Here is a 25,043-nt window from a genome sequence, read left to right as displayed (position 1 = left end):
GGCGCCTGGATCCGTGTCTCGGAACTCCGCCCGCTGCTGGCCGCGATGACGGCGTTACGGGACGGCGACTTCCGGATACGGGTGGCCGAAACCCATGAAGGCATGTCCGCGGAACTGGCCGCGATGTTCAACCAGATCGCCGTGCGCAACAAGCACTTCGCGGACGAACTGACACGCGTACGCCGCGAAGTCGTTCGGCACGGCAGGCTGGACGACCGGCTGTCGGCCAGCCCCGGCCAGGGCGCCTGGACCTCCGGTGTGAACAGTACGAACGCGCTGCTCGACGCCCTGGTGGTGCCCGCGGCGAACGCCGCCCGGGTGCTGGACGCGGTGGCGGGGGGCGATCTGACCCAGCGGGTCGATCTGCACGACGGCAACCGCCAGTTGCGCGGGGATCTGCGCCGGCTGGGCCGCGCGGTCAACAAGATGGTCGACCAGCTCTCACTGTTCACGGGTGAGGTGACGCGGGTCGCGCGCGAGGCCGGCACCGAGGGGCGGCTCGGCGGCCGGGCCAAGGTGCAGGGCCTGTCCGGGAGTTGGCGGGACGTCACAGAAGCCGTCAATACGATGGCGTCGCGGCTGACGGCCCAGGTGCGGGACATCGCGGCGGTGACCACGGCCGTTGCGCGCGGCGATCTGACCCGTACGGTCACGGTCGAGGCGACCGGCGAGCTCCTTGAGCTGAAGCTCACCGTGAACACGATGGTCGACCAGCTCTCGGCCTTCGCCGACGAGGTGACCAGGGTGGCCCGCGAGGTCGGCACGGAAGGCCAGTTGGGCGGCCGCGCCCAGGTCCGCGGCGTGTCCGGGGTCTGGAAGGACCTCACGGACAACGTCAACTTCATGGCGTCCAACCTGACGTCCCAGGTCCGCAACATCGCCCAGGTCACCACCGCCGTCGCCAACGGCGATCTGTCACAGAAGATCACGGTCGACGCGAAGGGCGAGATCCTCGAACTCAAGTCGACCATCAACACCATGGTCGACCAGCTCTCCGCCTTCGCCGACGAGGTGACAAGGGTCGCCCGCGAAGTCGGCACGGAAGGCAACCTCGGCGGCCGCGCCCAGGTCCGCGGCGTGTCCGGCGTCTGGAAGGACCTGACCGAGAACGTCAACTTCATGGCGGACAACCTGACATCGCAGGTCCGGAACATCGCACTCGTGTCGACTGCCGTCGCCCAGGGCGACCTCGGCAAGAAGATCACGGTCGAGGCGAAGGGCGAGATCCTCGAACTCAAGTCGACCATCAACACCATGGTCGACCAGCTCTCCGCCTTCGCCGACGAGGTGACAAGGGTCGCCCGCGAAGTCGGCACGGAAGGCAACCTCGGCGGCCAGGCCCAGGTCCGCGGCGTGTCCGGCGTCTGGAAGGACCTCACGGACAACGTCAACTTCATGGCGTCCAACCTGACGTCCCAGGTCCGCAACATCGCCCAGGTCACCACCGCCGTCGCCAACGGCGACCTCTCCAAGAAGATCACCGTCGACGCCCGCGGCGAAATCCTGGAACTGAAGGACACCGTCAACACGATGGTGGAGCAGCTGAGTGCCTTCGCCGACGAGGTGACAAGGGTCGCCCGCGAGGTCGGCACGGACGGCCGGCTCGGCGGCCGGGCCCAGGTCCTCGGCGTCACGGGCCTGTGGAAGGACCTCACCGACAACGTCAACTACATGGCCGACAACCTGACATCGCAGGTGCGCAACATCGCGCAGGTGGCGACGGCCGTGGCCCAGGGCGACCTCTCCAAGAAGATCGACGTGGACGCCCGCGGCGAGATCCTGGAGCTCAAGACCACCATCAACACCATGGTGGACACGCTCTCCTCGTTCTCCTCCGAGGTCACCCGGGTGGCCCGCGAGGTGGGCTCGGAGGGACAGCTGGGCGGCCAGGCGCGCGTCGAGGGCGTGTACGGCACCTGGAAGCGGCTGACCACCAATGTGAACGAGCTCGCGCTCAACCTCACCACCCAGGTCCGCGCCATCGCCGAGGTCGCGTCCGCCGTCGCGCAGGGCGACATGTCCCGCTCCATCACCGTGGAGACGCGGGGCGAGGTCTCCGAGCTCAAGGACAACATCAACCTGATGGTGTCCAACCTCCGTGAGACGACCCGCGCGAAGGACTGGCTGGAGTCCAACCTGGCCCGTCTGGCCGGTCTGATGCAGGGCCACCGCGATCTCATGGAGGTCGCCGACCTGATCCTCCGTGAGCTGACCCCGCTGGTGAACGCGCAGTTCGGCGCCTTCTTCCTGGCCGACCCCGACCAGAACGGCACTCCGTCCCGTACGACGTCCACCACCAAGGGACTCGCCTTCATCGCCGGATACGGCTCCGCGCAGTCCTCCACCGTCGACACCACCGGAATGCCCGGTCACGGCCTGGTCCGGCAGGCGGCCCTGGAGAAGAAGCGCATCCTGCTCGAAGAGGCTCCGCCGGACTACATCAAGATCAACTCAGGACTCGGTGAGGCGTCCCCCGCCAGCGTCGTCATCATCCCGATCCTCTTCGAGGACAAGCTGCTGGGCGTCATCGAGCTGGCGTCCTTCTCCCGCTTCTCCGACGTCCACCTGGCCTTCTTCGACCAGTTCGTCAACACCATCGGCGTCGCGATCAACACCATCATCGCCAACTCCCGTACGGAGTCGCTGCTCGGCGAGTCCCAGCGGCTCGCGGTCCAGCTCCAGGAGCGCTCCGACGAGCTCCAGCGCCAGCAGGCGGAACTCCAGCGCTCGAACGCGGAGCTGGAGGAGAAGGCGGCTCTGCTCGCGACTTCCTCTCAGTACAAGTCGGAGTTCCTGGCGAACATGTCGCACGAGCTGCGCACCCCGCTGAACTCCCTGCTCATCCTGGCCCGGCTGCTCTCCGACAACCCGGACGGCCATCTGTCCGACCAGGAAGTGCAGTTCGCCACCACGATCCACCGCTCGGGCTCCGATCTGCTCCAGCTGATCAACGACATTCTCGACCTGTCGAAGATCGAGGCCGGCCGGATGGACGTACGCCCGAAGAAGCTGCCGCTGATCAAGCTGCTCGACTACGTGCACGCCACCTTCCGGCCGATCACACTGGACCGGGGGCTGGCCTTCGAGGTCGGCGTCAGCGAGGACGTGCCACGCGAGATGTACTCCGACGAGCAGCGGCTCCAGCAGATCCTGCGCAATCTGCTGTCCAACGCCATAAAGTTCACCTCCTCCGGCCGCGTCGAACTGAGCGTGAACAGGATCAAGGACCCCGACGACAAGCTGCTCAAGGGCACGGACGACCTGATCGCCTTCGCCGTCACCGACACCGGTATCGGTATCGCACCGGAGAAACTGCCGGTGATCTTCGAGGCATTCCAGCAGGCCGACGGCACCACCAACCGCAAGTACGGCGGCACCGGCCTCGGCCTGTCCATCAGCCGGGAGATCGCGAGGCTGCTCGGCGGCCGCATCATCGCGGAGAGCGAGCCGGGCCGCGGCTCCACATTCACCCTGTACGTGCCCGTCCTCTATCCGGGCCAGGTGGGCGGCGACAGCGACGGTTCGTACGACGGCCACGCTCCGCACGGCGGCCATGACGTCCATGACGTGCCGCTGACCTCGCCGGAGCGGCACTATGCCGAGCAACATCTTCAGCGCCCGGACCTGGACGACGGCTGGCCGACGACCACCAAACTGGAGGAGTGGAAATCGGGCAATGCGGGCCGCATTCTGGCGGGCCGTCGCGTCCTCATCGTCGACGACGACATCCGCAACGTATTCGCGCTCACCCATGTGCTGGGCCGGGTGGGCATGCCCGTGCTGTACGCGGAGAACGGCCGTGAGGGCATCGAGACCCTGGAGCGCAACCCCGACGTCGAACTGGTCCTGATGGACATCATGATGCCCGAGATGGACGGGTACGAGACGATCGAGGCGATCCGGCGCAGCCCGCTCTGGACGGCCCTGCCGATTGTCGCCCTCACCGCCAAGGCGATGCCCGGGGACCGCGAGAAGTCGATCGCGCGGGGCGCCAATGAGTATGTGCCGAAACCCGTCGACGTGGACCGTCTGCTGACGGTCGTCTGCGCCCTCCTCGACCCCGAGGGCGGGTCGGCCGAACCGGACGGCCGGGCATCGGCGGATTCACCCGCGATACCGGGACAGCCGAGCGGCGATGGAGAGCCCGCTGTCCCGCCGACCATCACGTGAGGCAAACACGATGAGTACAGAGGCGGTCACCGCCGATCGCGCGAGCATCCTCCTCGTGGACGACATGGAGGACAATCTCGTCGCCCTGGAGGCAGTACTGGGGTCCCTCAACGAGCCGCTGGTCAGGGCACGTTCCGGGGAGGAGGCGATGAAGGCGCTGTTGCGGCAGAAGTTCGCGGTGGTGCTGCTGGATGTGCGGATGCCGGGCATGGACGGCTTCGAGACGGCGTCCAACATCAAGCGTCTCGACCAGACGAAGGACGTCCCGATCATCTTCCTGACCGGGACGGAGGCGGACAGCGGCTATGCGTTCCGTGGGTACGCGACGGGGGCTGCGGACTATCTGACCAAACCCTTCGACCCTTGGGTGTTACGGGCGAAGGTGAACGTGTTCCTCGATCTGCACCGCAAGAACCAGCAGTTGGAGCGAATGCTGGCGCGCGAGCAGGAGCAGCTGAGGCAGATAGCGAAGCGGCTGACGGCGATAGAGACGGAGCTGGGGCGCAGCGGCCCGCGCGATGTGCCGGAGGTCCGGGTGCAGCTGGCCCGCATGGAGGAGATCCTCAAGGACCTGCGCCGCGGGCGGAGCCAGTAGCCCGTCCGGGGGTGCCCCCGGACGGGCTGAAGATCAGCCCGTCCGGCGATTTGAGGACGAGGGTCCGGGCTGAGTCCCGGCGGCGCGGGCTACGCCTCGCGGGAGCCCGCGTACATGTCCTCGATCAGGTCCTTGTACTCGCGCTCGACGACCGGCCTCTTCAGCTTGAGGCTGGGCGTCAGCTCACCGTGCTCGATGTCCAGGTCGCGCGGGAGCAGCCGGAACTTCTTGATCGTCTGCCAGCGCTGCAGCCCCTCGTTGAGCCGCTTCACATAGCCTTCGATGAGCTGCTCGGCCTGCTTGGTGGCCACCACCTCGGCGTACGACTTGCCATCCAGGCCGTTCTCCTTGGCCCAGCCGAGGATGGTCGGCTCGTCCAGCGCGATCAGCGCGGTGCAGAAGTTACGGTCCGCGCCGTGCACCAGGATGTTGGAGACGAACGGGCACACCGCCTTGAACTGGCCCTCGACCTCGGCCGGCGCGATGTACTTGCCGCCCGACGTCTTGATCAGGTCCTTCTTGCGGTCCGTGATCCGCAGATAGCCGTCCGCGGACAGTTCGCCGATGTCCCCGGTGTGGAACCACCCGTCGGACTCCAGGACTTCCGCGGTCTTCTCCGGCAGCCGGTGGTAGCCCTCCATGATGCCGGGGCCGCGCAGCAGGATCTCGCCGTCGTCCGCGATGCGCACCTCGGTGCCGGGCAGCGGCTTGCCGACGGTGCCCGTGCGGTACGCCTCGCCCGGGTTGACGAACGACGCCGCGCTCGACTCCGTAAGTCCGTAGCCCTCCAGGATGTGGATCCCGGCGCCGGCGAAGAAGTAGCCGATGTCGGGCGCGAGCGCGGCGGACCCGGAGACCGCGGCGCGCAGCTGCCCGCCGAAGGCATCGCGGAGCTTGGAGTAGACGAGCACGTCGGCGACCTTGTGCTTGGCGCTCAGCCCGAAGGGCGCGGAAGCCGTGCCCGTACGGCGGAAGTTGTCCTGCGCGGCCTTCGCGTACTCGCGCGAGATACCGGCCGCCCACTGGAAGATCTTGTACTTCGCGCCACCAGCGGCCCGCGCCTTCGCCGCGACACCGTTGTAGACCTTCTCGAAGATGCGCGGCACGGCTGCCATATAGGTCGGCTTGACCACCGGCAGATTCTCGATGATCTTGTCGACCCGGCCGTCGACCGCGGTGACATGGCCGACCTCGATCTGTCCGGAGGTCAGCACCTTGCCGAAGACATGGGCGAGCGGCAGCCAGAGGTACTGCACGTCGTCCTTGCTGATCAGCCCGGTCGCTGCGGTGGCCCTGGCCATGTACGACCAGTTGTCGTGCGGCAGCCGCACGCCCTTGGGCCGTCCCGTGGTGCCCGACGTGTAGATGAGCGTCGCCAGCTGGTCGGCGGTGATCGCCGCGACCCGCTCCTTGACGGCTTCGGGGTGCTTGTCGAGGTACTTCGCGCCGCGGGCCTCCAGATCGGCGAGCGAGAGCACCCATCCCTCGGGGTCGTTCTCGTCCGGCTCCACGCCCGCCGTGTCGATGACGATGACGTGCCTGAGCTCCGGCAGCTCGGCCCGCCGCTCGCGGGCCTTGGCCAGCTGGGTCGCGTCCTCCGCGATCAGCACCCGGCTCTCGGAGTCGGCGAGGATGTACGCGGACTCCTCGGCGTTGGTGGAGGGGTAGACGGTTGTGGTCGCGCCGCCCGCGCACATCACGCCGAGGTCGGCGAGGATCCACTCGACCCGGGTGGCGGACGCGAGCGCGACCCGCTCCTCGGGCTGTACGCCGAGATCGATCAGACCGGCCGAGATGGCGAAGACCCGCTCGGCGGCCTGGCCCCAGCTCAGCGACTTCCAGTCGTCGGGCCCCTGGCCGGCGGCGGGGGGCACCGGATAGCGGTAGGCCTCTGCGTCCGGCGTGGCCGCCACGCGCTCGGTGAACAGGGTCGCCACTGAGGGCGGTCGGTTCTCGATCAAGGTATGTGTGTCGCTCACGACGTCCTCCGGGCCTGCGGCAGTACAGCGCAACTGGCTGATTGTTTAACTGGCGAGTAACCATCGAGCCGTGATCAGGGTAGAGCGCGCAATCGCGGGGCGTAAGAGGCTGCGGGCTGCCGCTTGATAACGAACAGACCCCTGTCTCACTGACTGGATGCCATGGTCGGTGTATGCCTCATCTATCAGGCACTGTCTGCACAGACACGCCAAAAGCGCCCGTCCGGACCCCCGGTCGGGCGCTTTCGCGTGAGGTGCGGTGCGTGCGGGACGCGATGCGAGGCGACGTGCGGCTATGTCATGGCCGCGGCTGCGCTACTTCTCGCCTTGCCGCGCGCTACTTCTTCGCCACAGCGCGTGCTGCTTCTTCGCCTTGCCGCGCGCTACTCCTTCGCCTTGCCCCGCGCTACTTCTTCGCCTTACCGCCGCTCTCGTCGCTGGAGAGCACCGCGATGAAGGCCTCCTGCGGAACCTCCACGCTGCCCACCATCTTCATCCGCTTCTTGCCTTCCTTCTGCTTCTCCAGCAGCTTCCGCTTACGGGAGATGTCACCGCCGTAGCACTTGGCGAGGACGTCCTTGCGGATGGCGCGGATGGTCTCGCGGGCGATGACCCGGGAGCCGATGGCGGCCTGGATGGGCACCTCGAAGGCCTGCCGCGGGATGAGCTCCCGGAGCTTGGCGACGAGCCGCACGCCGTACGCGTACGCCGCGTCCTTGTGCGTAACGGCGGAGAAGGCGTCGACCTTGTCGCCGTGCAGCAGGATGTCGACCTTGACCAGGCTGGCGGACTGCTCGCCGGTGGGCTCGTAGTCGAGTGAGGCATAGCCGCGGGTCTTGGACTTCAGCTGGTCGAAGAAGTCGAAGACGATCTCGGCGAGGGGGAGGGTGTAGCGGATCTCGACCCGGTCCTCGGAGAGGTAGTCCATACCGAGCAGCGTGCCGCGGCGGGTCTGGCAGAGCTCCATGATCGAGCCGATGAACTCGCTGGGCGCGAGGATCGTGGCCCGTACGACCGGCTCGTGGACCTTGTCGATCTTGCCCTCGGGGAACTCGCTCGGGTTGGTGACCGTGTGCTCGGTGCCGTCCTCCATGGTCACGCGGTAGACCACGTTGGGGGCGGTGGCGATCAGGTCCAGGCCGAACTCGCGCTCCAGGCGCTCGCGGATGACATCGAGGTGCAGCAGACCGAGGAAGCCGACGCGGAAGCCGAAGCCGAGGGCCGCGGAGGTCTCCGGCTCGTAGACCAGCGCGGCGTCGTTCAACTGCAGCTTGTCGAGGGCCTCGCGGAGGTCCGGATACTCCGAGCCGTCCAGCGGATACAGGCCCGAGAACACCATCGGCTTGGGGTCCTTGTAACCGCCCAGCGCCTCGGTCGCGCCCTTGTGGAAGGAGGTGATCGTGTCACCGACCTTGGACTGCCGGACGTCCTTCACACCCGTGATGATGTAGCCCACCTCACCGACGCCGAGACCGTCGGCCGGGGTCATCTCCGGGGACGAGACGCCGATCTCCAGCAGCTCGTGGGTGGCGCCGGTGGACATCATGCGGATGCGCTCGCGCTTGTTGAGCTGACCGTCGATGACACGGACGTACGTCACGACGCCGCGGTACGAGTCGTAGACCGAGTCGAAGATCATCGCGCGGGCGGGGGCGTCGGCGACGCCCACCGGCCCGGGGACGTCGCGGACCACGCGGTCCAGCAGTGCCTCCACGCCGACGCCGGTCTTGGCCGAGACCTTCAGGACGTCCTCCGGCTGGCAGCCGATGAGGTTGGCGAGCTCCTCGGAGAACTTCTCCGGCTGGGCGGCCGGCAGGTCGATCTTGTTGAGGACCGGAACGATCGTGAGGTCGTTCTCCATCGCCAGATAGAGGTTGGCGAGGGTCTGCGCCTCGATGCCCTGGGCGGCGTCGACCAGCAGGACGGTGCCCTCACAGGCCGCGAGCGAGCGGGAGACCTCGTAGGTGAAGTCCACGTGCCCGGGGGTATCGATCATGTTCAGGATATGAGTCCTGGACTGGTCGGGGCCCTCGGAGGGAGCCCAGGGCAGCCGAACCGCCTGGGACTTGATCGTGATGCCGCGCTCGCGCTCGATGTCCATGCGGTCGAGGTACTGAGCGCGCATCTGCCGCTGATCGACCACACCGGTCAGCTGGAGCATCCGGTCGGCGAGGGTCGACTTGCCGTGGTCGATGTGCGCGATGATGCAGAAATTGCGGATCAGCGCCGGGTCGGAACGGCTCGGCTCGGGCACGTTGGTAGGAGTCGCGGGCACGCAGGGTCCTGATTCTTGAGACGTCGGGCGTCTCGTTCTCGGGCGATGTCGGATCGGGATCGATACGTAGAGCTTCTATGGTCCCACGGCTGCGGGGCAGAGCTCGGTTTGGGCCGGTCGATGGGCGACTGGTAGCCTGGGCAGCTGTGTCTCGTGGCCTCTCATGTACGAGACGCACACTCAAAGATCATCGAACCTGAAAAGGCTCTTTCGTGGCGAACATCAAGTCCCAGATCAAGCGGAACAAGACGAACGAGAAGGCGCGCCTGCGTAACAAGGCCGTCAAGTCGTCGCTCAAGACCGCGATCCGCAAGGCCCGTGAGGCTGTCGCCTCGGGCGACGTCGAGAAGGCCAATGTGGCCGTCCGTGAGGCGTCGCAGAAGCTCGACAAGGCCGTCTCCAAGGGTGTCATCCACAAGAACGCCGCCGCCAACAAGAAGTCGGCGCTGGCCTCCAAGGTTGGCTCCCTCCAGGGCTGAACCTCTTGATTGTCGCCGGTAAGGACTCAGCGGGCCCTCTCTTCCGCTCCTGACCCGGCACCCAGCGCCGCACGCGGCCTGCGTTCGCCACGCGGGTGCGGCGCACACTTTTCGAACTGCGAGCCCCGGTGGCCGTCCTTCCCCAGGACGGCAACCGGGGCTTTCGGCGTTGTGGGGTGTGGGGGTGGGGCTGGGGGCGGTGGCCGGGCGGGGCCGGCGGGCTGGGTCGGTGGCCGGGCGGGGGCTGGCGGGCCGGGGCGGGAGCTGGCGGGCGGATCGGGGCGGGGCTCGCAGCTGGCGCCGCGGGGACGGGGGTAACCCCCGTCAGGGCCCGGCCCGGCTCAGCGGCGGGGAGCCGGGAGCCCTAACTGGCGCCGCGGGCGATAACCCCCGACAGGGCTCGGCCCAGCTCGGCCCAGCTTGGCTCAGCGGCGGGAGCGCGCCGCGCGGGCGATCGCCACGACCGCCTTCTCCAGCGCATACTCCGGGTCGTCACCCCCGCCCTTCACCCCCGCGTCCGCCTCCGCCACCGCGCGCAGCGCGAACGCCACCCCGTCCGGCGTCCAGCCCCGCATCTGCTGCCGTACCCGGTCGATCTTCCACGGCGGCATGCCCAGCTCACGCGCGAGATCGGCGGGCCGCCCGCCGCGGGCCGACGAGAGCTTGCCGATCGCCCGCACCCCCTGTGCCAGAGCGCTCGTGATCAGGACTGGCGCGACCCCCGTCGACAGCGACCAGCGCAGCGCCTCCAGCGCCTCAGCCGCCCGCCCCTCCACCGCACGGTCCGCGACCGTGAAGCTGGAGGCCTCGGCCCGGCCGGTGTAGTACCGCCCGACCACCGCCTCGTCGATCGTGCCCTCGACGTCGGACGCGAGCTGCGAGACCGCGGCGCCCAGCTCCCGCAGATCGCTGCCGATCGAGTCGACCAGGGCCTGGCACGCCTCAGGCGTCGCCGACCTCCCCAGCGCGCGGAACTCGGACCGTACGAACGTCAGCCGCTCCGCGGGCTTCGTGGTCTTGGGACAGGCGACCTCGCGCGCCCCCACCTTGCGGGCAGCGTCCAGCAGGCCTTTGCCCTTCGCGCCGCCAGGGTGCAGCAACACCAGGGTGATCTCCTCCGCGGGCGCGTCGAGATACGCCTTGACGTCCCTGATCGTGTCCGCGGACAGATCCTGCGCATTCCGCACGACGACGACCTTGCGCTCGGCGAAGAGCGACGGGCTGGTCAGCTCGGCCAGCGTGCCCGGCTGAAGCTGGTCGGCGGTGAGGTCGCGTACGTCCGTGTCCGCGTCGGCTGCCCGGGCGGCCGCCACCACTTGCTGCACGGCACGGTCGAGGAGCAGATCCTCCTGGCCCACGGCGAGTGTGACGGGGGCGAGGGGATCGTCGGTCGAATTCTTCCTGGTGGCCATCGCGGTCCAGCATCCCACGCGGCACTGACACCGCCCTCTCCGCTCAGGGCTCTTCGCGCCAGCCGTCCCACTCCTCCGCGAACTCGTCCAGCTTCGCCGGGTCCAGCCGCCCGTCCGGGTCCTCGACGACCAGCAGCCACTGCGCGTCCTCTGCGTCGTCCTCGCCGGCCAGCGCGTCTCGCAGAAGCAGCGGCTCCTCGGCGACGCCGAAGCGGTCGCCGAGCGCCTCGGCCGCCTCCTCCGCGGCGTCGCGGTCGGGCAGCACCAGCACATGTCTCACAGCACTCACAAGGACATTGTTCAGGTCGCCCTCCCCGGGGCTGTCGGCAGGCGGTCGAGCAGCAGCCCGAAGTGATCGCGATAGGCCGCGAGCACCGCGGCATCGTCGGCCAGCGGCTGCTCATGCCGCTCACCGTGCACGGTGGTGATCAGCTTGCGGCCGCTGAGCGTGATCCGTCCCTCGGCGGTGAGCCGGGAGCAGACGACGGACTGAGTGAAGTGCGAGTGGGGCGAAGTGCTGTGCCACCAGGCCCCGGCCCGGAAGTCGTCGAGGACGCGGGGCCGTGTGTCGAGGCGGAACTGCGGCTTGCCGTCGCGGTAGACGTCGAGATCCCCGTACTCCGGATCCTCGACGATCCGGAACGTCCCCGCCGGGTCCTTCTGATCTCCCCTCTCCTCGAAGGCGAGCGGATGGTGGCTGTGGTCGCCGAAGCCGACGTCGGCCAGCCAGGGTCCGGTGGAGTCCACCGTCTCGACGAGCAGGGCGAGATGGTCGTACGGGATACCGAGCCGGCCCTCGTCGCCGAACACGCGGCCCTGGAGGAGCGTGACGGTGAAGCCGAGGTCGCACAGCAACGCGGCGAACGCGCCGTTGAGTTCGTAACAGAATCCGCCTCGCCGCGCGTCCACGATCTTGGCGAGAAGCGCCTTCTCGTCCAGCACGATGTCCTCGCCGAGGTGGATGGAGAGGTTCTCGAAGGGCACTGTCCGCAAGTGCCGCAGTTGCAGATCGCGCAGCGCCCCGGCGTCGGCGCGCTCGGGGCGGCTCGCACCGATACGGCGGAGGTAGGCATCCATGGGACGAGTGTGTCCCGAGAGGCGCCCGCGCACCATCGCTCCCTGGTCCTAGGCCTGTCGGCCGAGGCGTGGGGGGCCGAGTGCGGCGGTGGGTCCGGGCCTCGCGGGACCGCCCGCAGATCTCGCCCGCCGCGTCCGGTCACCGCGATCGCTCCGTCCGTGTCGGTACGCATCACCACCGCTCCCCCTGCCTGCAGCGCGGCGACCGTGCGTGGCGCAGGATGGCCGTACATATTGCCGCGGCCTGCGGAAATCAGCGCCAGCCGCGGGCGCACGGCGCGCAGCAGGCCAGGATGTTGGTGGGCCGAGCCGTGGTGGGCGACCTTGAGGACATCGACCGGTGGGAGCGCCGGATGGGCCCGCAACAGCCCTCGCTGGGCCGGTGGTTCGAGGTCACCGAGAAGCAGCAGGGTCGGGCCGCCCTCGATCCGTACGAACAGCGTGACGCTGGCGTCGTTGGGTCCCTCCGGCACAGGCCCGGAGCCCGCGCCGGAGCCGGAGCCCGCGCCGGAGCCGGAGCCCGCGCCGGAGCCGGAGCCGGAGCCGGAGCCGGAGCCGGAGCCGGGGGCAGGGCCGGAGCCGGGGCTCCGGCCAAGGGCTGACGGTGGCCACAGGACCTGCCAGGCGAGCGGCCCGACCCGGCGCCGCTCCCCCGGTCCCGCGCGGATCACGGGCACCCCGGCCGCAGTCGTCGTTCTCTCCACGAACTCGCTCTGGTCCCGAGGCTCGTCGAACGTCGTCGTCTGCACTGCTCCGACGGCCCTGCCCCGCAATACGCCCGGCAGCCCCCGGACGTGGTCGGCGTGGAAGTGGGTCAGAAGGATCAGCGGAATCCGGGTCACGCCCAGTGCCCGCAGACAACGGTCGGCCAGCGCCGGGTCGGGGCCCGCGTCCACGACCACGGCGGTGCCGGCGCCCGCCGCGAGCACCGTGGCGTCGCCCTGCCCGACGTCACACATCACGAACGTCCAGCCCGGCGGCGGCCAGCCGGTGATCATCCTGGTGAGCGGGGCCGGGCGCACGACGGCGAGCAGGAGCAGCAGCGCGCAGAGGGCGGCCGCCCAGGGGTGCCGCGGCAGCCGACGGGCGAGGAGCACGACCAGGGCCGTGGCGGCGGCCAGCAGCAGCCCGCCGCGCCAGCCGCCCGGCCAGGCCGTCTCCGCCCCCGGCAGCGCCGCCCCGGTGCGAGCCACGGAGGCGATCCACCCGGCGGGCCACCCCGCGCAGCGCGCCAGCAGTTCGGCGACCGGCATGGCCACCGGTGCCGCGGCGAGAGCGGCGAAGCCGAGAACCGTGGCCGGGGCGACCGCGAGTTCGGCGACCAGATTGCAGGGGATCGCCACCAGGCTGACCCTCGCCGCGAACACCGCCACCACGGGAGCGCACAGGGCCTGCGCCGCGGCGGCCGCGGCCAGGGCCTCCGCGAGCCGGGGCGGCACCCCTCTCCGTTGCAGCGCCGCGCTCCAGCGGGGGCCGATGGTCAGCAATGCGCCGGTGGCCAGCACGGAGAGTACAAAGCCGTAACTCCGGGCGAGCCACGGGTCGTACAGGACGAGCAGCAGCACCGCGGTGGCCAGCGCCGGAATCAGCGACCGGCGGCGTCCGGTGCCGATGGCGAGCAAGGTGACGGCACCGCAGGCGGCGGCCCGCAGGACGCTCGGCTCGGGCCGGCACACAACCACGAACGCGAGCGTGAGCGCGCCACCCAGAAGCGCCGTCCCTCGCAGGGTGATGCCCAACCGGGGTGCGAGACCCCGCCGTTCGGCCAGCAGAGCCGTGCCCGGCGGCCCGATCAGCAGGACGAGTACGACGGTGAGGTTGCTTCCGGATACGGCGAGAAGGTGCGTAAGGTCGGTCGCCTCGAAGGCGCCCTGCAGCTCGGGCGTGATCCGTGACGTATCGCCGACGACCAGCCCTGGCAGCAGGGCCCGGGCGTCCGGGGCGAGCCCGTCGGTGGCCGCGCGCAGTCCGGCCCGTAGTCCGCCGGCCGTGCGCTGGAGGGCGGTTGGCGGGCCGGTGATCCGCGGCGGACCGTCCCCCTGCAGCCTCAGTACGGCGGCGAACCTGTCGTCGGCGTGCAAGGGCGGCGCGAGCCGTCCGGCCAGCCGCAGCCGGGTCGAGGGCAACAGCCGCAGCCACGGCGTCTTGGACGCGGACGATTCGCCCGATGGCACGATCACCAGGATGGGCGTCCGGGTCTCGGTGACCGCGCCACCGGGTGCTGTCACGCGGGTCACCTCGGCGTCCAGCACGATGGATCCTCGCACCGTCTGATCGCCGCGGATCCGGGGCCGGGTCACTCGCGGTTCAACGGTGACCGTCAACTCAAGGGTGACGTACGCGTATTGGTCTGCCAGAGCCGGCAGTGGCCCGCGCCGCAGATCCGCGCTGTGCAGTCCGGCCGAGGCCGCGCCCGCCCCGGCGCACAGCAGCATCGCGGCGACGGCGGTGGCGTTGAGCCGACGCCTGCGCCTGCTGATCCGTGCGCCATCGCCGGCCGGCGCGGGATCCCCACTCGCTCCAGCCGCCATCGCTCGCAGGGCCCGGGCTGCCCGCACCGCCCGGGCCGCCCTCGGAGCCAGTAACAGCCCCGCGGCGACAACGCAGGCCGTCGCGCCCACCGCTGTCCACCACCCGCGCGCGCCAACCGCTACAGCCGCAGCGGCCCACGCCGCCAGCGCCGGGGGCACCAGCCGCAAGTCTGCCGGCCCCTCCTGCCACGGGTCGGAAGCCCCCAGCCGGTGGCCCGAAGCAGCGTGCACCGCCGCACGGGTCGCGGCCGCCGTCACAGTTGTGGTCATGGCTGTCGTCGTGGCTCCCGTCGTCGCCGTCGTCATGGCCGCACCAGAGGCTGCAGGTCCGCGAACCGGCGGTCGCCGATAGTGCAGTTGGAACCTATCTGATCCAACAGAACGGCCCCGCCACGGTGGTGGAACACCGCGACAGGGCCTGACCGAACCCTTGAACACGCAAGGAGAACGGCTCCATGGATCTTCCCATGTCCGCTGCCGTGCCCGGCAAGCCTGCTGACGAACTCCGCGGCCTGCTCGCGGCTGTCCTCGAAGCGCTCGACATCCCCCACCCCGCCACCATCGGCGACAGCGAAGTCCACCACCGGATCCTGGCCGACCGGGCCATGCACGCCGTGATCGCGCTCCGCAGCGCCCTCGGCAACCGGGCCCTGCTCGACATCGAGTGGACGACCGAGTACTTGCGCGAGCAGCTCGTCAAGCACCCCGCCACGGGCTACGTCACCAGTGACCAGACCCACGCAGCACTCGCCGAGGGCAAGACGTGGTCCGAGGCCGTCACCCTTCCCGCGGGGGAGGACCAGTGAGCGCGCTCCGCACCATCACGGTGCCCACCCTCGACTACGGGCCCGTCACCATGCCCGAACCCGCCTGGTGCGTCAGCGACCACCAGCCCGCCGGCTACCGCAACGACACCATCCACTCGGGGCCCGAGGTCACCCACGACTTCGACGGCCACGAGCTGTTCACCGCGAGCCTGGTCGGCTACCCGTACAGCGCGTCCGGCGGCCCGCGCCTCGGGGTGTCCGTCGACCTCGGCAGCATCGGCCAAACCCTCGACCCCACGGAGCTCGACAGGCTCGCCGCGGCATTCGTCGAGTCCGCGGTACGCCTGCGCGCCCTCGCCCGCGAGCTGACCGCGCTCAAGGCCGGTGGGGACCGATGAGCAGCCGACACCGCGCCGGATGCGTCAAGGGCGAACGAGGCCGGGCCCTGCGCTACCGCCTCGCCCGCCGCGACGGCCGGCAGTGCTTCTACTGCCGCACCCCATTCGCGGACATGACCAGGGCGACCCTCGACCACTACCTCCCCTACTCGTGGTGGGCCACGAACCGGCCCTTCAACCTCGTGTTGGCGTGCGAGCCGTGCAACACCCGCAAGGGCGACACGTTTCCCCTCGGGCTGCTCCTCGTGCTCCGTACGGCCGTGCACCGCGACGCGCTGGGGGTGGCAGCGTGAGCACCCCGCCTCTGCCCGGCAAGGGCCTGTCTGTGAAGACGGATCAGGAGCTGCACGACGACCTCGCGGTGATGATGGCCGCAGGTATGACCGCCTCCGCAGCGGTGAAACACGCGGTATCACTCATCGCCTCCGCCTACCGGCAGGCATGGGCCGCAGGCGCCGTCCCCAAGGGCGAGCAGCCGCGCATCATCGCCTATCAGGTCGGCCGGTACGCCCCTGGTGATACAGCGTCTGAGGCCGGTATGCCCGCACCTCACCAGCGGCGATGACCAGCATGGAAGCTGCGCTCTTCGCCGGTATGACGCTGCTCGCGCTGATCGGCCTCTGTGTCGTCGCGCTGTCCGACGTCCCGCGTATTACCGGGACCGTCGCCCTCGTGCTCACCCTCGCCGCCTTCGGGCTGGCCATCCTCCGATAGGACCCCGCATGGCCTCGCCCAACATCCCCATGACCCCGCTGGACATCCCCACCTACGGCCTCGTCTCCCTCGGCGGCGTCGTCGTCGGTCTCAGCCTCTTCGCATGGGACTTCTCCCGCTGGTGGGTCAGCCACAAGAAGCGGCTCGCCCTCAAATCCCTGCGCCAACTCGCCCCGTTCCTCCTCTGCGTGACGTACGGAACCCTGCTCATCCTGTCCGCCGGGGGCCTGATCGGCGCAGCCGCCGACTGGTCTCTGTGGGGCACGAACCAGGTCGGTGACGCCGTCCTCGTGTACGGCGTCGGCGGCACAAGGTCGGACGTCACCCGCTCGTCGCACCTCGCTCTCACCCCCGGCGGGCACGCCGTCGTGATCATCCTGACCGTCGTCATCATCGCCGTGTCGAGCCGCCGCGGCTTCCGCTGGGACTTCGTGCGCGGCACCCTCGCCGGGATCAGCCTCGGTCTCGCCTCCAGCGTGGCCGGCCTCATCGGCTTCCTCGTCGCGCCCGCCGTGTCGACGGCTGGTGACTACGTGGCAGGCCTGCTGTGAAGGCGCGTGCGGCCATCGTGGGCCGCCGCCTGTGCGTTGGGACGTGGCTCGCGCTGGAGGCGTGGGGCCGCTGGCTGTCCGGCAAGACGCACGCCGACCGATCCGGGCTGGTGCGCCTCGGTGTGGTCCTGCGCCGCCTGCTGGCGTCCGGGTTCGTCGCCGTGTTCTACGGCTCGATCATTCAGCGGGCTCCCGGCGGGATCTACCTCGTGCCTGTTGTGTGGGCGGTCGGCGCATGGCGCATGTCCGATTCGTCCGCCACTCCCCCACCGAGAGGGGTTGGCCCCTCTGACGGTGTTTTCGCTGATGAGGCGGCTAAGTCGGCGAGAGGGGCTCTCGACCCGAACCGGATCATGCACATCCTCCACCCAGCTGGCGAGGAGGTGAAAGAGCCGTGATCCGACGCCTGTTGGTCGCTGCGGCGGACCTCGTGTACTGCTCCGTCTGCGGCTGGTGGTACCCGCCGCACAGCCACTGACGCATGACCGCCCGCCCCAGGGGCACCCGCACGATCGGGCCCCGCCGCGCATCCCCCGTCGCGGCGGAGCCTTTCTATTGGCGGTCAACCTCACTGATCTTCTGGAAGCGATCCAGCTGCCAGGCGTTGCCGTGAACATCCACGAATGTCACCATCGGCTGACGATCATTGAGGTACTCGTTCGTGCCACGAGGTGAGTCGAAGACCCAAACGCCACCAGCCGGGATGGTGCTGGCCTCCTCGACGACCACCTCGTAGCTCGGCTTCTCCTGGAGAACCTCGGTCGGCTGATCCTCCCCGAAGGCGACCTGAACACTATTGATCGGCCCCTGGCTGGAGTTGGTGACCATGGCCACCCAGACAGCGGTATTCACAAGCGGCCGGCCACCGGGGCCTAGGCCTCCCTCTCCCTTCGTCACCACAGCCGTGAAATGGACCTGCCGCACCTGCTCCCAGCGCCTATCCTCAGCTGCTGCAATCAGTGCCCGCCGCTCAAGGTGCAAGTTCTCCGCTTGTTCTGCAATGAACTCTTGCTGCTCTGAGATCTGCTTCTGCTGGCTTTTCAGCGTGCTGCGCGCGTAGTACGCAGCTGCCGCCGCAAAAGCCCCCGCTACCCACGTGGGGGCGTCGCCCCAGTCGATCGACACCATGCGGCGACCGTAGCTTTGGAGTTGACGCCTGTCAGGTAGTCCCACAAGGGGCGTTATGCACCTGGTTGCATATCGCGCACGACGGCCCCCGAGCGCGGACACGCGTACGCGCTTCGGGGGCCGCCTGCTGCCCGCGCCCCGCCCACCCGGGGGCAGGGAGGCGCACCTCGCGCGGAAGCGCCACACGCAGGCCTCGGGGTCCGGCTACCGCCCGGGGGACTGGACACCAGACCGCCGAGTCTCAATATGCAGGCCCCGGCCTGCCCAGGGGGACGAGCGGCAGACCAGGGCCAGCCACCCACCCGCAGCCGATCGGCGTCGGCCACCGGCGGGAGATCATCAGCGGCGCTTCCTCGCGTGGCAGGAGCACCCGCACCGCAGCTCCTCCAGCGGCTTCTCCCACGCCGGCGCGCCCGAAAGCCGTATGACGCGCGGCCCGGGGCACTCGCCGCACTCGCCGATCCGGCACGCTGGCGCCTTCCCGTCCGCAGCCACGGCGGTGGTGGGCGCGGTCACTGGGGTTCCGGCCCGCGGTGCGGCCACGACTGGCGCGTGTACGCATGGAAGTGGTCGCCCTTGCTGTGCGGGGCCTGCGTGCAGCGTGTCTCGGTGCCCGGCTTCCGAATCCAGCAGTAGCAGGAGATCACGAAGCGGCCAGGGGTCGTGAACGGCTTCATGACGCGGCCCGCCCCCGTTCGGACAGCGGCGTCAAGTGGAGCTGTTCCATGCACGGGTCACACGCATACAGGTGGTACCCGCCCGGTCCGGACCCTTGATCCACCACGTCGATCAGAGTCGCGGTGCCGGACGGTCCCTTGTGCCAGTGGCAGTAGAGGGATGGTCCCGCTTCGGAGGCCCCCGAGGGGCGGGTGTTGGAGTCCATGACCGGGACCGTAGGGACGGCGGCCGGGCCAGCGCGCTCCGATTGCGCGGGATTGCGCGGGCCAGTCAGGCAGTTGGCCGAGGTTGCTCACACGGACTGGAACTGTGCCCGCGCCCTTGCAATCAGCCGGTGCGCCTTCGGCCCGTACGCCGCTGCCTCGTTGAGGCCATCCCACACCCGCCCGTACAGCTCGACGTCATCGGCAGACTCGTACTGCAACTCGGTGTTGACCGTCTCGACGATCACCCGCTCCTCGTCAAAGATCCAGAACCCGTGCTTCGGAGTCAGCGGCAGCGGTGCACCGAGGGGCACGATGCCGAGCTCCACCGTGCTCATGCCGATCAGCCCGACGAGGCGGTCCAACTGGCCGGCCATCACCTCGCGGGGGCAGATCAGCGCGTGCAGTGCGCCCTCCCACATCAGGACACGGAAGAGCTTGCCTGCCTCGTACAGCACCTCCTGCCGTCGCATGCGGGACTGCACGGCCGCTTCCGTATCGCGGGGCGACCGCATCAGCTCGGCGTTCTGGATGAGCAGGTGCCGGGCGTAGTCAGGTGTCTGGAACAGACCGGGGATGACGGTGGCCTCGTACCCGCGCATGGTCGCCGTGCGCTGGTACTCGACGACGTACCGGTCTTGCACGGAGCGGTGGCCCGCGGCGAGCTGCCTGCGCCATGAGCGCTGCTGGGACTCCAGCCCGCGGCGTCGGCTCTCCAGGTCCGCCGCTTGCGCGGGTGTGCCGGCGGCGCGGGCCCACTCTGCGAGGTCAGTCGCGGTCGCGGTCTGTTTCCCGTTCTCCAGCCTCGACACCTTCGAGCGCTGCCAGCCGAGCCGCGCGGCCATGTCCTTGCCGTTGAGCCCGGCCTCGGTGCGCAGCTCGCGCAAGCGCGCGCCGAGGGCGACCCTGGCGCTCTGAAAGTCCGTGCTCACACGGACGAACGTACCTGCGTCCACACCTCAGCAGTAGGGCGTGCAAGGGGCCAAGCGGCGTCCCGGGCTCGGCATGCGGCGAGCACCTCCGCGGCGTCGTCGACGAGCTCCACACCGATCGTGGTGTCTGTGTCGTCGATGTGCATGCGGACCAGGATGCGGGAGTCGAACAGCCACAGGTCGTGCTCCGGCAGCTCCAGCCGGTTCGCCTCGGCTCGGGTCAGTACGCGGATGTCCTCGCCGGCCACCACGTTCCCGGCCGCGGTCGCCATGAGGAACCGCTGCCCGTCCGTGGGCGGCTCGTCGATGATCCGCACACGGGAGAACCGGGCCCCTTCAGCTGCCCTCTGCCGCACGTTGACGTTCCACGGGTGGTCAGGCTCCGGCCGCGGCTCGATGCCGCACATGAACGCCTGGAAGCGGGCACCCTGCCGGTCCGAGGCGTACCCGCGGCGGGTCTCCAGCCGCCACGCGGTGCGCTCGAACTCCGAGAACAGATGGGTGATCTCCTCGAACGGAATCCGGGGTGGCACGTCACTCCTTGGGGGCGAAGCGGGTCAGAAGCTCGCGAGGGATGACGACGAAGGTCTCACCTTCGCCGACGTCGCGCAGCTGAGTGAGGTGCTCGGGGTCGGTCAGCCGGTTGCCCTGGACGACGATGTCACCAGTCTCCTCGACCTCGTACAGCGTGGGGCAGTTGCCGTGCTCGGAGGTGGTGCCGATGAACTTGAGCGTCATGGGGTGCTCCGTTCTCGCTGGTCGGAGCTCCAGCATGCGGCCAATGGTGGTGCGGTGGCCGCGAGTTGCGCGAGATTGCCGCTGGAGTCTGTCCGCCGGCCCGTTGCGCGCAACCCGAATGGAGGGAACGCCTTGCGCTTCGCGAGCGGAGGATCAGGTCTCCCGCCATGCTGACCTCATGAGCGAATACACGGGCCCTGCCGCAGTCATCGCGGACGGTACACGGATCGAGGTCGAAGTCGAACTGCGGAGCACGCAGGAGTACCACGAGACTCGGGCTGGCGGAGGGCGGGGGCATGTCCCTGGCCTCACATCGTGGGGCGGCAGGCTTAGCGCCTCCGGAGAGCCGGAAGCATGGGCCATCCAGGAATCCGACGAGCCGGAGATCGAGATCGGCAACCGTGTGGGCAAGTTCATCACTGTTGGCGGAGACCTGGGCACTGGCGAGCTAACAATCAAGGGCAGCGGGCCAGCCCCGTTCGGTGACGACTGATCTCACGACGCACGGGGGCGCCCCCGCTCGCCCGAAGGCGAGAGGGGGCTCAGCTCATTCGTGCCCGACCGCGGGCGCATCGTCCGCGGGCAGCCTGTGCGCGCGCAGGGGCGGGACGATCGACGTGTGCGGCGGGGCAGGCACGACCCCGTGCGCGCGGTGGGCGCTGTGGACCGAGTCCGGGATCATCCCCGCGGCGTAGGCCGGGGTGGCGACTCCCCCACACACGCGGCCGCCGCCTGAAGCCGCGCCCCAGCCCAGTGTCCGGCCGGCAAGACTGGCACCTCGGTGGGTCACTCCTGCGGAGACTCTGCCCTACAGGCGAGCTCGATCCCGCGGCGACGTCGAAGCCATCGAGTGAGGACATAAAGCCCACCGCCAAGGATCGCGCACGGCTCCCAGATCTCAGTGGCCAGCGCCGAAAGCCCACCATCGCGCACGATGTAGATCGCCTGCGCACCCACGACTGCGGCGATGAACCCGTGCGTCCGAGATTCGACGGCAAGCATCCAGTCCACTGGTCGCCACAGTCCGCCGAGTAGGTCATGGGCCCGCATTCGGATCGCCGCGACGACGAACCCCGAGGCGAGGTGACGCTGTTCCGTTGGAGTGAGCGGTAGACCGTTATTCGGGTCGCCAACCAGGTCGGCGAGCCAGGCATCGCGTAAGGCGCGCCGAGAACCTGCGAGGTGAGCGGCCATCGAGGCGACCCTCAGCGCCGACCTCGACTGCCGTCGGCGACTGCGCCCGTACCCCAACTCCTCCGTTACAAAGACGCGGATGGCGTGGAAAAGCCAACCAGCGGACAGCGCGATACTGACCCACAGGCCATTGTTCAGCAGTTGTGGCTCGTCACTAATCTCCTTAACCCAAAAGCCCGCCACATTGGTCGCCGACCAAGCCACCCCAATCCAGCTATAGCTCTTGTACCGCTTCACGCGTCACCGCCGACGAGCCCAAGCCCGAATCGGCGCTGTCGCGCGCGGCGCTCCCTGAGGGCATCCTGAGCATGCAAGCGACCGGTCCCCGTGAGCTCGTAGTAACGACGCGGAGGCCGACCGGGGTGCGGATCTGTTTCGTCTCGGCTCTCCACCCAGCCGCGATGTGCGAGGCGATCGAGTATGGGATAGACGGTCCCTGATCCTAGGTCAGCGTCACGGCAGATGCTCAGCCCCCACGCGGGGGCGTCATCCGTCGCGGCGAGGAGCACCTCCAGCACGGCGATAGTCGGCTTCGTGAGCCTCGGGGTTGACATGGCTCCAGTAGAGCATGTGTCGAGTACGACACACAACTTCCCTTGCCCCAGGGTCAGATGAGCCGCACGAAGCGCTCCGCCAAGGGCGGCGCATTTGCACACAGCCGCGAGCTCGGGTCCACCCACACGTGCGTCTGCGGGGGAACGATCGAGGTGTACGGCCGGGCCGGCGCCATCTCGGTAGCACGCTGCAAGGGCTGCGGGGCGCTGTGGGCGTCATCGTCGCCGCGTAGGGGGTCAGGGCGGCGACTCGTTCCACACCTCGGGCCCGCCGCCCCGCCACTCGATCAAGTCCGGATCATCGATCGCAGTGTCCGCCTCGGGCAGCCCCGCACGGCGCAGGAACTCCAGCAGATCGAACAGATTGGACGCGATGCCGACGCGCTCGCCGCGGATCGTCACCAGTCTGCCGCCCTCTGGCGACAGCGAATGAACGATCACGGGCGTTTCTTCAGCCATGCTCCCAGCGTCCTTCCGGACGGATCCGGACGCATCCGCACAGCGTGAAGAAATGCCCGCCCCGAAGGACGCGTCAAGGTCAGAGAGAGCCAGCGGCGAGGCCGGCAATCGCTTCGGCCAGGTGCTCACGGCACGCCCTGATGGAGGGCTGCCGGAAGTCCCCGTAAGTGCGGAGGGGCCAGACCGCGACGACGCTGTACCGCGTCTGCATGGGGTCAGCGCCGATGTGCTGCACGGAGCAGACGCCGATGGTGTCCACGGTGGCGGGGCCAAGGGTCCTGAGGGCGGCGTCAAGGTGGGGCAAGCAGACGACCCCGGACGGGCCGGGAACGCTGGTGCGACGCAGGTTGCTGGTCGTACCGCAGACGGCGCAGGCGTCGGGCACGACACCAGCGGCTGGATCGGCGGCGTCCAGTAGCTGGCCACCGATCAGGGTGCTGTCGACGTCCTGCATGGCCTGGCCCTCCCTCAGGCGGACGCGTCGGCGTCGTTCAGGGCCGCATCCAGGGGCGGCATCTGCGTCAGCACGCGCGGGACCATGAACTCGATGACCCCGAAGGCTTCCCGCAGTTCGGCGTAGTGGTCGGTGCCAGCGCCGAGCCCTACGGCGGCCGCCACGATGGCGGCGGGTCTGACGGACTCCACACGCGCGTACGGCTCGTGCACCGTGATTGCCAGTGCGCTGCCCTCGACGCCGTACCGGTCGCGCATCGCCCGGTTCGTGCTGGCGTCCAGGGCGGACAGTTCCAGGTCAATGCGGCGCAGGGTGCGGCCTGCCGTGCGGATACGGCTGTCACGCGCCTGGGCGACCGCGACGAGAGCGGCAGTGGCATCGACCACGGCACGCACGCAGGCGGCGAGTTCGCGGGGGTCGTCGTCACCAGCGATGTCGCGTGCGACGGCGGCGACCTCCTCGGCCCGTGCGCGCCGGTCGGCCTCCTCGGCCTCGGCGAGCTTGCGCTGAGCCGCGGTGATGCGCAGATCGGCGAACTCGGCGAGCTGCTTCGCCTCGGCGAGCTGCTTCGGTGTCACCTCGGGGTCGCCGCTGCGGACGCGCTCGGCCAGGGCCCCGCCGAGCTGCTGGGCTTCGGTCTTCTCCTGCTTGGCCGCGGCGAGTGCTGTGCGGGCGTCTGCGGGGCTGGTGGTCGTCACGGGGGTCACTCCTGCTCGGCTGACGTACGGGCGGTGGTGAGGGCGCGGTGCGCGACGATGGCGCGGCGCCCGGCGGACAGGGCGTCCCACGCGGGGGTGCCGTACAGGGCTGCGTCGGCTTCGATGCGGGCGCTGAACGCGTCCGCTTCGGCCTGCTGGGGCTTCGGCTGCTCGGCGAAGGCGGCGCCGACAGCGGCGCTCAAGCCGGGCCGTTGGGTCTCCTGCTCGGGTGGCATGTCGTGGCCCTTCCGGTAGGCGTTGAGGCTGTCTGCGTCGATGAGCCAGGCCGGGCCGGCGCGGCGGGCCCGTATCCGGCCCGTCCTGGCGAGACGCCGCATGTACTCGGTCGAGCACCCCATGAGTTGCCCGGCCTGTCGTGCGGTCAGTTCCACCATCGCCGTTTGTTCAGCGGGGGTTCCGGGGGCGGAACCTGTGGGCTGCTCGGCGGCGAGCTGGAGCGCGAACAGCAGCTGATGAGCGCCTACGGCGAGGGTGCCGCCGTTGGCCCGTACGCGGGCGGTCGTGCCGAGGACGAGCGTGCGCAGGACGTCGGGCACCAGCTCGGCCGGCACCAGGACCGATCCGTCCGGGCGGACCAGGTGCCGTGCACCGGGCGGCAGGTCAGGCCGCGTCGTCACCCTGCGGACCGTTCTCCGGGCGGCGTCCGAGGCCGCGCTCCAGCAGCCGGACGACCGTGGGGTTCGGTGCCTCGCCGCGGGCCTGCGCGCGGCGTACGGAGCCGCGCAACGCCCGGGTGGCCTTCGCCTCCAGGCGCGCCATCGCGGCCTTGTGGACGGCGGATTCCTCCAGCGCCTTGTTCGCCTTCACCGTGACCGCGTCCAATGCGGCAGCAGCCTCACGAACCAGGGCTTCGGCCTTCGCCGAGGTCTGCGGGTCCTTGTCGCGGAACACCTTGGCGACGGTGCGGCGGAAGCGGGCGTTCGCCGCGTCGAGTTCGGTCCGTCCGGGGTAGTGCCGGCCGCCGCGGGAGCCGGACCGGGGCGGGGTGTCGGGGGTGTCGGGCATGGGGGTTCTCCTTGTCGTACATGTACGGGCG

27 protein-coding genes and 1 pseudogene are annotated in these 25,043 nt (G+C 69.6%); 11 read left to right on the top strand and 17 right to left on the bottom strand.

Annotated features, from left to right (window positions below; all coding sequences use genetic code 11):
- Positions 1-45 precede the first annotated feature (45 nt).
- Both J7E87_RS20060 and J7E87_RS20055 read left to right on the top strand, forming a co-directional pair.
- Positions 46-4,170: a HAMP domain-containing protein gene (locus J7E87_RS20060; protein ID WP_215096042.1), complete on the top strand. Its 4,125-nt coding sequence runs from the start codon at positions 46-48 to the stop codon at positions 4,168-4,170.
- 10 nt (positions 4,171-4,180) lie between these two features.
- Positions 4,181-4,765 (top strand): two-component system response regulator, encoded by a 585-nt coding sequence (locus J7E87_RS20055; protein WP_215095847.1) that lies wholly within the window; start codon positions 4,181-4,183, stop codon positions 4,763-4,765.
- Between the two features lie 89 nt (positions 4,766-4,854).
- On the opposite strand, the gene J7E87_RS20050 is transcribed toward J7E87_RS20055, so the two are convergent.
- Together J7E87_RS20050 and lepA are read right to left on the bottom strand one after the other, a co-directional pair.
- Complete coding sequence (locus tag J7E87_RS20050; protein WP_215095846.1) at positions 4,855-6,744, bottom strand: long-chain fatty acid--CoA ligase; 1,890 nt, start codon at positions 6,742-6,744, stop codon at positions 4,855-4,857.
- A gap of 406 nt (positions 6,745-7,150) precedes the next feature.
- A complete protein-coding gene (gene lepA / locus J7E87_RS20045) occupies positions 7,151-9,019 on the bottom strand; it encodes a translation elongation factor 4 (protein WP_215095845.1) in 1,869 nt (622 codons plus the stop codon).
- A 212-nt stretch (positions 9,020-9,231) separates the two neighbouring features.
- On the opposite strand from lepA, the gene rpsT reads away from it, so the two are divergent.
- Complete coding sequence (gene rpsT, locus J7E87_RS20040; protein WP_215095844.1) at positions 9,232-9,498, top strand: 30S ribosomal protein S20; 267 nt, start codon at positions 9,232-9,234, stop codon at positions 9,496-9,498.
- A gap of 425 nt (positions 9,499-9,923) precedes the next feature.
- Here rpsT and holA read toward each other — a convergent pair whose 3' ends face one another.
- The 4 genes and pseudogenes from holA to J7E87_RS20020 form a co-directional block, all read right to left on the bottom strand.
- The gene (holA, locus tag J7E87_RS20035; protein WP_215095843.1) at positions 9,924-10,910 is read right to left on the bottom strand and encodes a DNA polymerase III subunit delta; all 987 of its coding nucleotides are present in this window, start codon (positions 10,908-10,910) and stop codon (positions 9,924-9,926) included.
- A 43-nt stretch (positions 10,911-10,953) separates the two neighbouring features.
- Positions 10,954-11,199 (bottom strand): hypothetical protein, encoded by a 246-nt coding sequence (locus J7E87_RS20030; protein WP_215095842.1) that lies wholly within the window; start codon positions 11,197-11,199, stop codon positions 10,954-10,956.
- Between the two features lie 11 nt (positions 11,200-11,210).
- Positions 11,211-11,987: an arylamine N-acetyltransferase gene (locus J7E87_RS20025; protein ID WP_215095841.1), complete on the bottom strand. Its 777-nt coding sequence runs from the start codon at positions 11,985-11,987 to the stop codon at positions 11,211-11,213.
- Positions 11,988-12,088: 101 nt separating this feature from the next.
- A pseudogene (locus J7E87_RS20020) lies at positions 12,089-14,788 on the bottom strand (ComEC/Rec2 family competence protein); the annotation flags it as partial.
- Between the two features lie 185 nt (positions 14,789-14,973).
- Between J7E87_RS20020 and J7E87_RS20015 the strand changes: the two are divergent.
- From J7E87_RS20015 to J7E87_RS19985, 7 genes are read left to right on the top strand one after another with little or no spacing between them, the layout of a single operon-like run.
- On the top strand, positions 14,974-15,324 hold the full coding sequence (locus J7E87_RS20015; RefSeq protein ID WP_215095840.1) for a hypothetical protein: 351 nt from the start codon (positions 14,974-14,976) through the stop codon (positions 15,322-15,324).
- Positions 15,321-15,683 carry a hypothetical protein gene (locus tag J7E87_RS20010; RefSeq protein ID WP_308312979.1) on the top strand — a complete coding sequence of 121 codons (363 nt, stop codon included), beginning with the start codon at positions 15,321-15,323 and terminating at the stop codon, positions 15,681-15,683. Before J7E87_RS20015 ends, J7E87_RS20010 begins: the two co-directional genes overlap by 4 nt.
- Positions 15,680-15,976, top strand: a complete 297-nt coding sequence (locus J7E87_RS20005; RefSeq protein ID WP_215095839.1) for an HNH endonuclease — start codon at positions 15,680-15,682, stop codon at positions 15,974-15,976. Before J7E87_RS20010 ends, J7E87_RS20005 begins: the two co-directional genes overlap by 4 nt.
- Positions 15,973-16,248 carry a hypothetical protein gene (locus J7E87_RS20000; RefSeq protein WP_215095838.1) on the top strand — a complete coding sequence of 92 codons (276 nt, stop codon included), beginning with the start codon at positions 15,973-15,975 and terminating at the stop codon, positions 16,246-16,248. The genes J7E87_RS20005 and J7E87_RS20000 overlap by 4 nt, the downstream gene beginning before the upstream one ends.
- Positions 16,245-16,397, top strand: coding sequence for a hypothetical protein (locus J7E87_RS19995; RefSeq protein ID WP_215096060.1), 153 nt, complete (start codon positions 16,245-16,247; stop codon positions 16,395-16,397). The genes J7E87_RS20000 and J7E87_RS19995 overlap by 4 nt, the downstream gene beginning before the upstream one ends.
- A gap of 8 nt (positions 16,398-16,405) precedes the next feature.
- On the top strand, positions 16,406-16,948 hold the full coding sequence (locus J7E87_RS19990; protein WP_215095837.1) for a hypothetical protein: 543 nt from the start codon (positions 16,406-16,408) through the stop codon (positions 16,946-16,948).
- Entirely contained in the window at positions 16,945-17,346 is a 402-nt protein-coding gene (locus J7E87_RS19985) for a hypothetical protein (RefSeq protein ID WP_215095836.1), read from the top strand. The genes J7E87_RS19990 and J7E87_RS19985 overlap by 4 nt, the downstream gene beginning before the upstream one ends.
- 154 nt (positions 17,347-17,500) lie before the next feature.
- On the opposite strand, the gene J7E87_RS19980 is transcribed toward J7E87_RS19985, so the two are convergent.
- From J7E87_RS19980 to J7E87_RS19965, 4 genes are all read right to left on the bottom strand, one after another.
- Positions 17,501-18,076, bottom strand: coding sequence for a hypothetical protein (locus J7E87_RS19980; protein ID WP_215095835.1), 576 nt, complete (start codon positions 18,074-18,076; stop codon positions 17,501-17,503).
- A 970-nt stretch (positions 18,077-19,046) separates the two neighbouring features.
- Positions 19,047-19,889, bottom strand: a complete 843-nt coding sequence (locus J7E87_RS19975; RefSeq protein ID WP_215095834.1) for a helix-turn-helix transcriptional regulator — start codon at positions 19,887-19,889, stop codon at positions 19,047-19,049.
- A complete protein-coding gene (locus tag J7E87_RS19970) occupies positions 19,886-20,422 on the bottom strand; it encodes a DUF6879 family protein (protein ID WP_215095833.1) in 537 nt (178 codons plus the stop codon). Before J7E87_RS19970 ends, J7E87_RS19975 begins: the two co-directional genes overlap by 4 nt.
- Before the next feature lies 1 nt (position 20,423).
- Positions 20,424-20,627: a hypothetical protein gene (locus tag J7E87_RS19965; protein WP_215095832.1), complete on the bottom strand. Its 204-nt coding sequence runs from the start codon at positions 20,625-20,627 to the stop codon at positions 20,424-20,426.
- Between the two features lie 178 nt (positions 20,628-20,805).
- Here J7E87_RS19965 and J7E87_RS19960 point away from each other — a divergent pair, with 178 nt between their 5' ends.
- The gene (locus tag J7E87_RS19960; protein ID WP_215095831.1) at positions 20,806-21,120 is read left to right on the top strand and encodes a hypothetical protein; all 315 of its coding nucleotides are present in this window, start codon (positions 20,806-20,808) and stop codon (positions 21,118-21,120) included.
- Between the two features lie 293 nt (positions 21,121-21,413).
- Here J7E87_RS19960 and J7E87_RS19955 read toward each other — a convergent pair whose 3' ends face one another.
- The 7 genes from J7E87_RS19955 to J7E87_RS19925 form a co-directional block, all read right to left on the bottom strand.
- A complete protein-coding gene (locus tag J7E87_RS19955) occupies positions 21,414-22,058 on the bottom strand; it encodes a hypothetical protein (protein ID WP_215095830.1) in 645 nt (214 codons plus the stop codon).
- Positions 22,055-22,375 (bottom strand): PadR family transcriptional regulator, encoded by a 321-nt coding sequence (locus tag J7E87_RS19950; RefSeq protein WP_215095829.1) that lies wholly within the window; start codon positions 22,373-22,375, stop codon positions 22,055-22,057. Before J7E87_RS19950 ends, J7E87_RS19955 begins: the two co-directional genes overlap by 4 nt.
- A 237-nt stretch (positions 22,376-22,612) precedes the next feature.
- Positions 22,613-22,834, bottom strand: a complete 222-nt coding sequence (locus J7E87_RS19945) for a hypothetical protein (RefSeq protein ID WP_215095828.1) — start codon at positions 22,832-22,834, stop codon at positions 22,613-22,615.
- Between the two features lie 79 nt (positions 22,835-22,913).
- Positions 22,914-23,288: a hypothetical protein gene (locus tag J7E87_RS19940; RefSeq protein WP_215095827.1), complete on the bottom strand. Its 375-nt coding sequence runs from the start codon at positions 23,286-23,288 to the stop codon at positions 22,914-22,916.
- Between the two features lie 14 nt (positions 23,289-23,302).
- The gene (locus J7E87_RS19935) at positions 23,303-23,986 is read right to left on the bottom strand and encodes a hypothetical protein (protein ID WP_215095826.1); all 684 of its coding nucleotides are present in this window, start codon (positions 23,984-23,986) and stop codon (positions 23,303-23,305) included.
- A 5-nt stretch (positions 23,987-23,991) separates the two neighbouring features.
- A complete protein-coding gene (locus J7E87_RS19930) occupies positions 23,992-24,624 on the bottom strand; it encodes a helix-turn-helix domain-containing protein (RefSeq protein WP_215095825.1) in 633 nt (210 codons plus the stop codon).
- Positions 24,608-25,012, bottom strand: a complete 405-nt coding sequence (locus tag J7E87_RS19925) for a hypothetical protein (protein ID WP_215095824.1) — start codon at positions 25,010-25,012, stop codon at positions 24,608-24,610. Before J7E87_RS19925 ends, J7E87_RS19930 begins: the two co-directional genes overlap by 17 nt.
- Positions 25,013-25,043 lie beyond the last annotated feature (31 nt).

The organism is Streptomyces sp. ISL-1 (genome assembly GCF_018614585.1).
In the GTDB taxonomy this organism is placed as follows: Bacteria; Actinomycetota; Actinomycetes; order Streptomycetales; family Streptomycetaceae; genus Streptomyces; species Streptomyces maoxianensis.
This window is presented reverse-complemented; position numbering and strand designations above follow the sequence as displayed.

Bases quoted from the DNA above. Each gene is read 5' to 3' on its own strand.
- J7E87_RS19950 (WP_215095829.1), bottom strand. From the start codon at position 22,375: ATGTCAACCCCGAGGCTCACGAAGCCGACTATCGCCGTGCTGGAGGTG.
- J7E87_RS19960 (WP_215095831.1), top strand. From the start codon at position 20,806: ATGAGCGAATACACGGGCCCTGCCGCAGTCATCGCGGACGGTACACGG.
- J7E87_RS20055 (WP_215095847.1), top strand. From the start codon at position 4,181: ATGAGTACAGAGGCGGTCACCGCCGATCGCGCGAGCATCCTCCTCGTG.
- J7E87_RS20060 (WP_215096042.1), top strand. From the start codon at position 46: ATGACGGCGTTACGGGACGGCGACTTCCGGATACGGGTGGCCGAAACC.
- J7E87_RS20005 (WP_215095839.1), top strand. From the start codon at position 15,680: ATGAGCAGCCGACACCGCGCCGGATGCGTCAAGGGCGAACGAGGCCGG.
- holA (WP_215095843.1), bottom strand. From the start codon at position 10,910: ATGGCCACCAGGAAGAATTCGACCGACGATCCCCTCGCCCCCGTCACA.
- J7E87_RS19995 (WP_215096060.1), top strand. From the start codon at position 16,245: ATGACCAGCATGGAAGCTGCGCTCTTCGCCGGTATGACGCTGCTCGCG.
- J7E87_RS19945 (WP_215095828.1), bottom strand. From the start codon at position 22,834: ATGGCTGAAGAAACGCCCGTGATCGTTCATTCGCTGTCGCCAGAGGGC.
- J7E87_RS19940 (WP_215095827.1), bottom strand. From the start codon at position 23,288: ATGCAGGACGTCGACAGCACCCTGATCGGTGGCCAGCTACTGGACGCC.
- J7E87_RS19965 (WP_215095832.1), bottom strand. From the start codon at position 20,627: ATGACGCTCAAGTTCATCGGCACCACCTCCGAGCACGGCAACTGCCCC.
- J7E87_RS19980 (WP_215095835.1), bottom strand. From the start codon at position 18,076: ATGGTGTCGATCGACTGGGGCGACGCCCCCACGTGGGTAGCGGGGGCT.
- J7E87_RS19990 (WP_215095837.1), top strand. From the start codon at position 16,406: ATGGCCTCGCCCAACATCCCCATGACCCCGCTGGACATCCCCACCTAC.
- J7E87_RS20015 (WP_215095840.1), top strand. From the start codon at position 14,974: ATGGATCTTCCCATGTCCGCTGCCGTGCCCGGCAAGCCTGCTGACGAA.
- J7E87_RS20025 (WP_215095841.1), bottom strand. From the start codon at position 11,987: ATGGATGCCTACCTCCGCCGTATCGGTGCGAGCCGCCCCGAGCGCGCC.
- J7E87_RS19925 (WP_215095824.1), bottom strand. From the start codon at position 25,012: ATGCCCGACACCCCCGACACCCCGCCCCGGTCCGGCTCCCGCGGCGGC.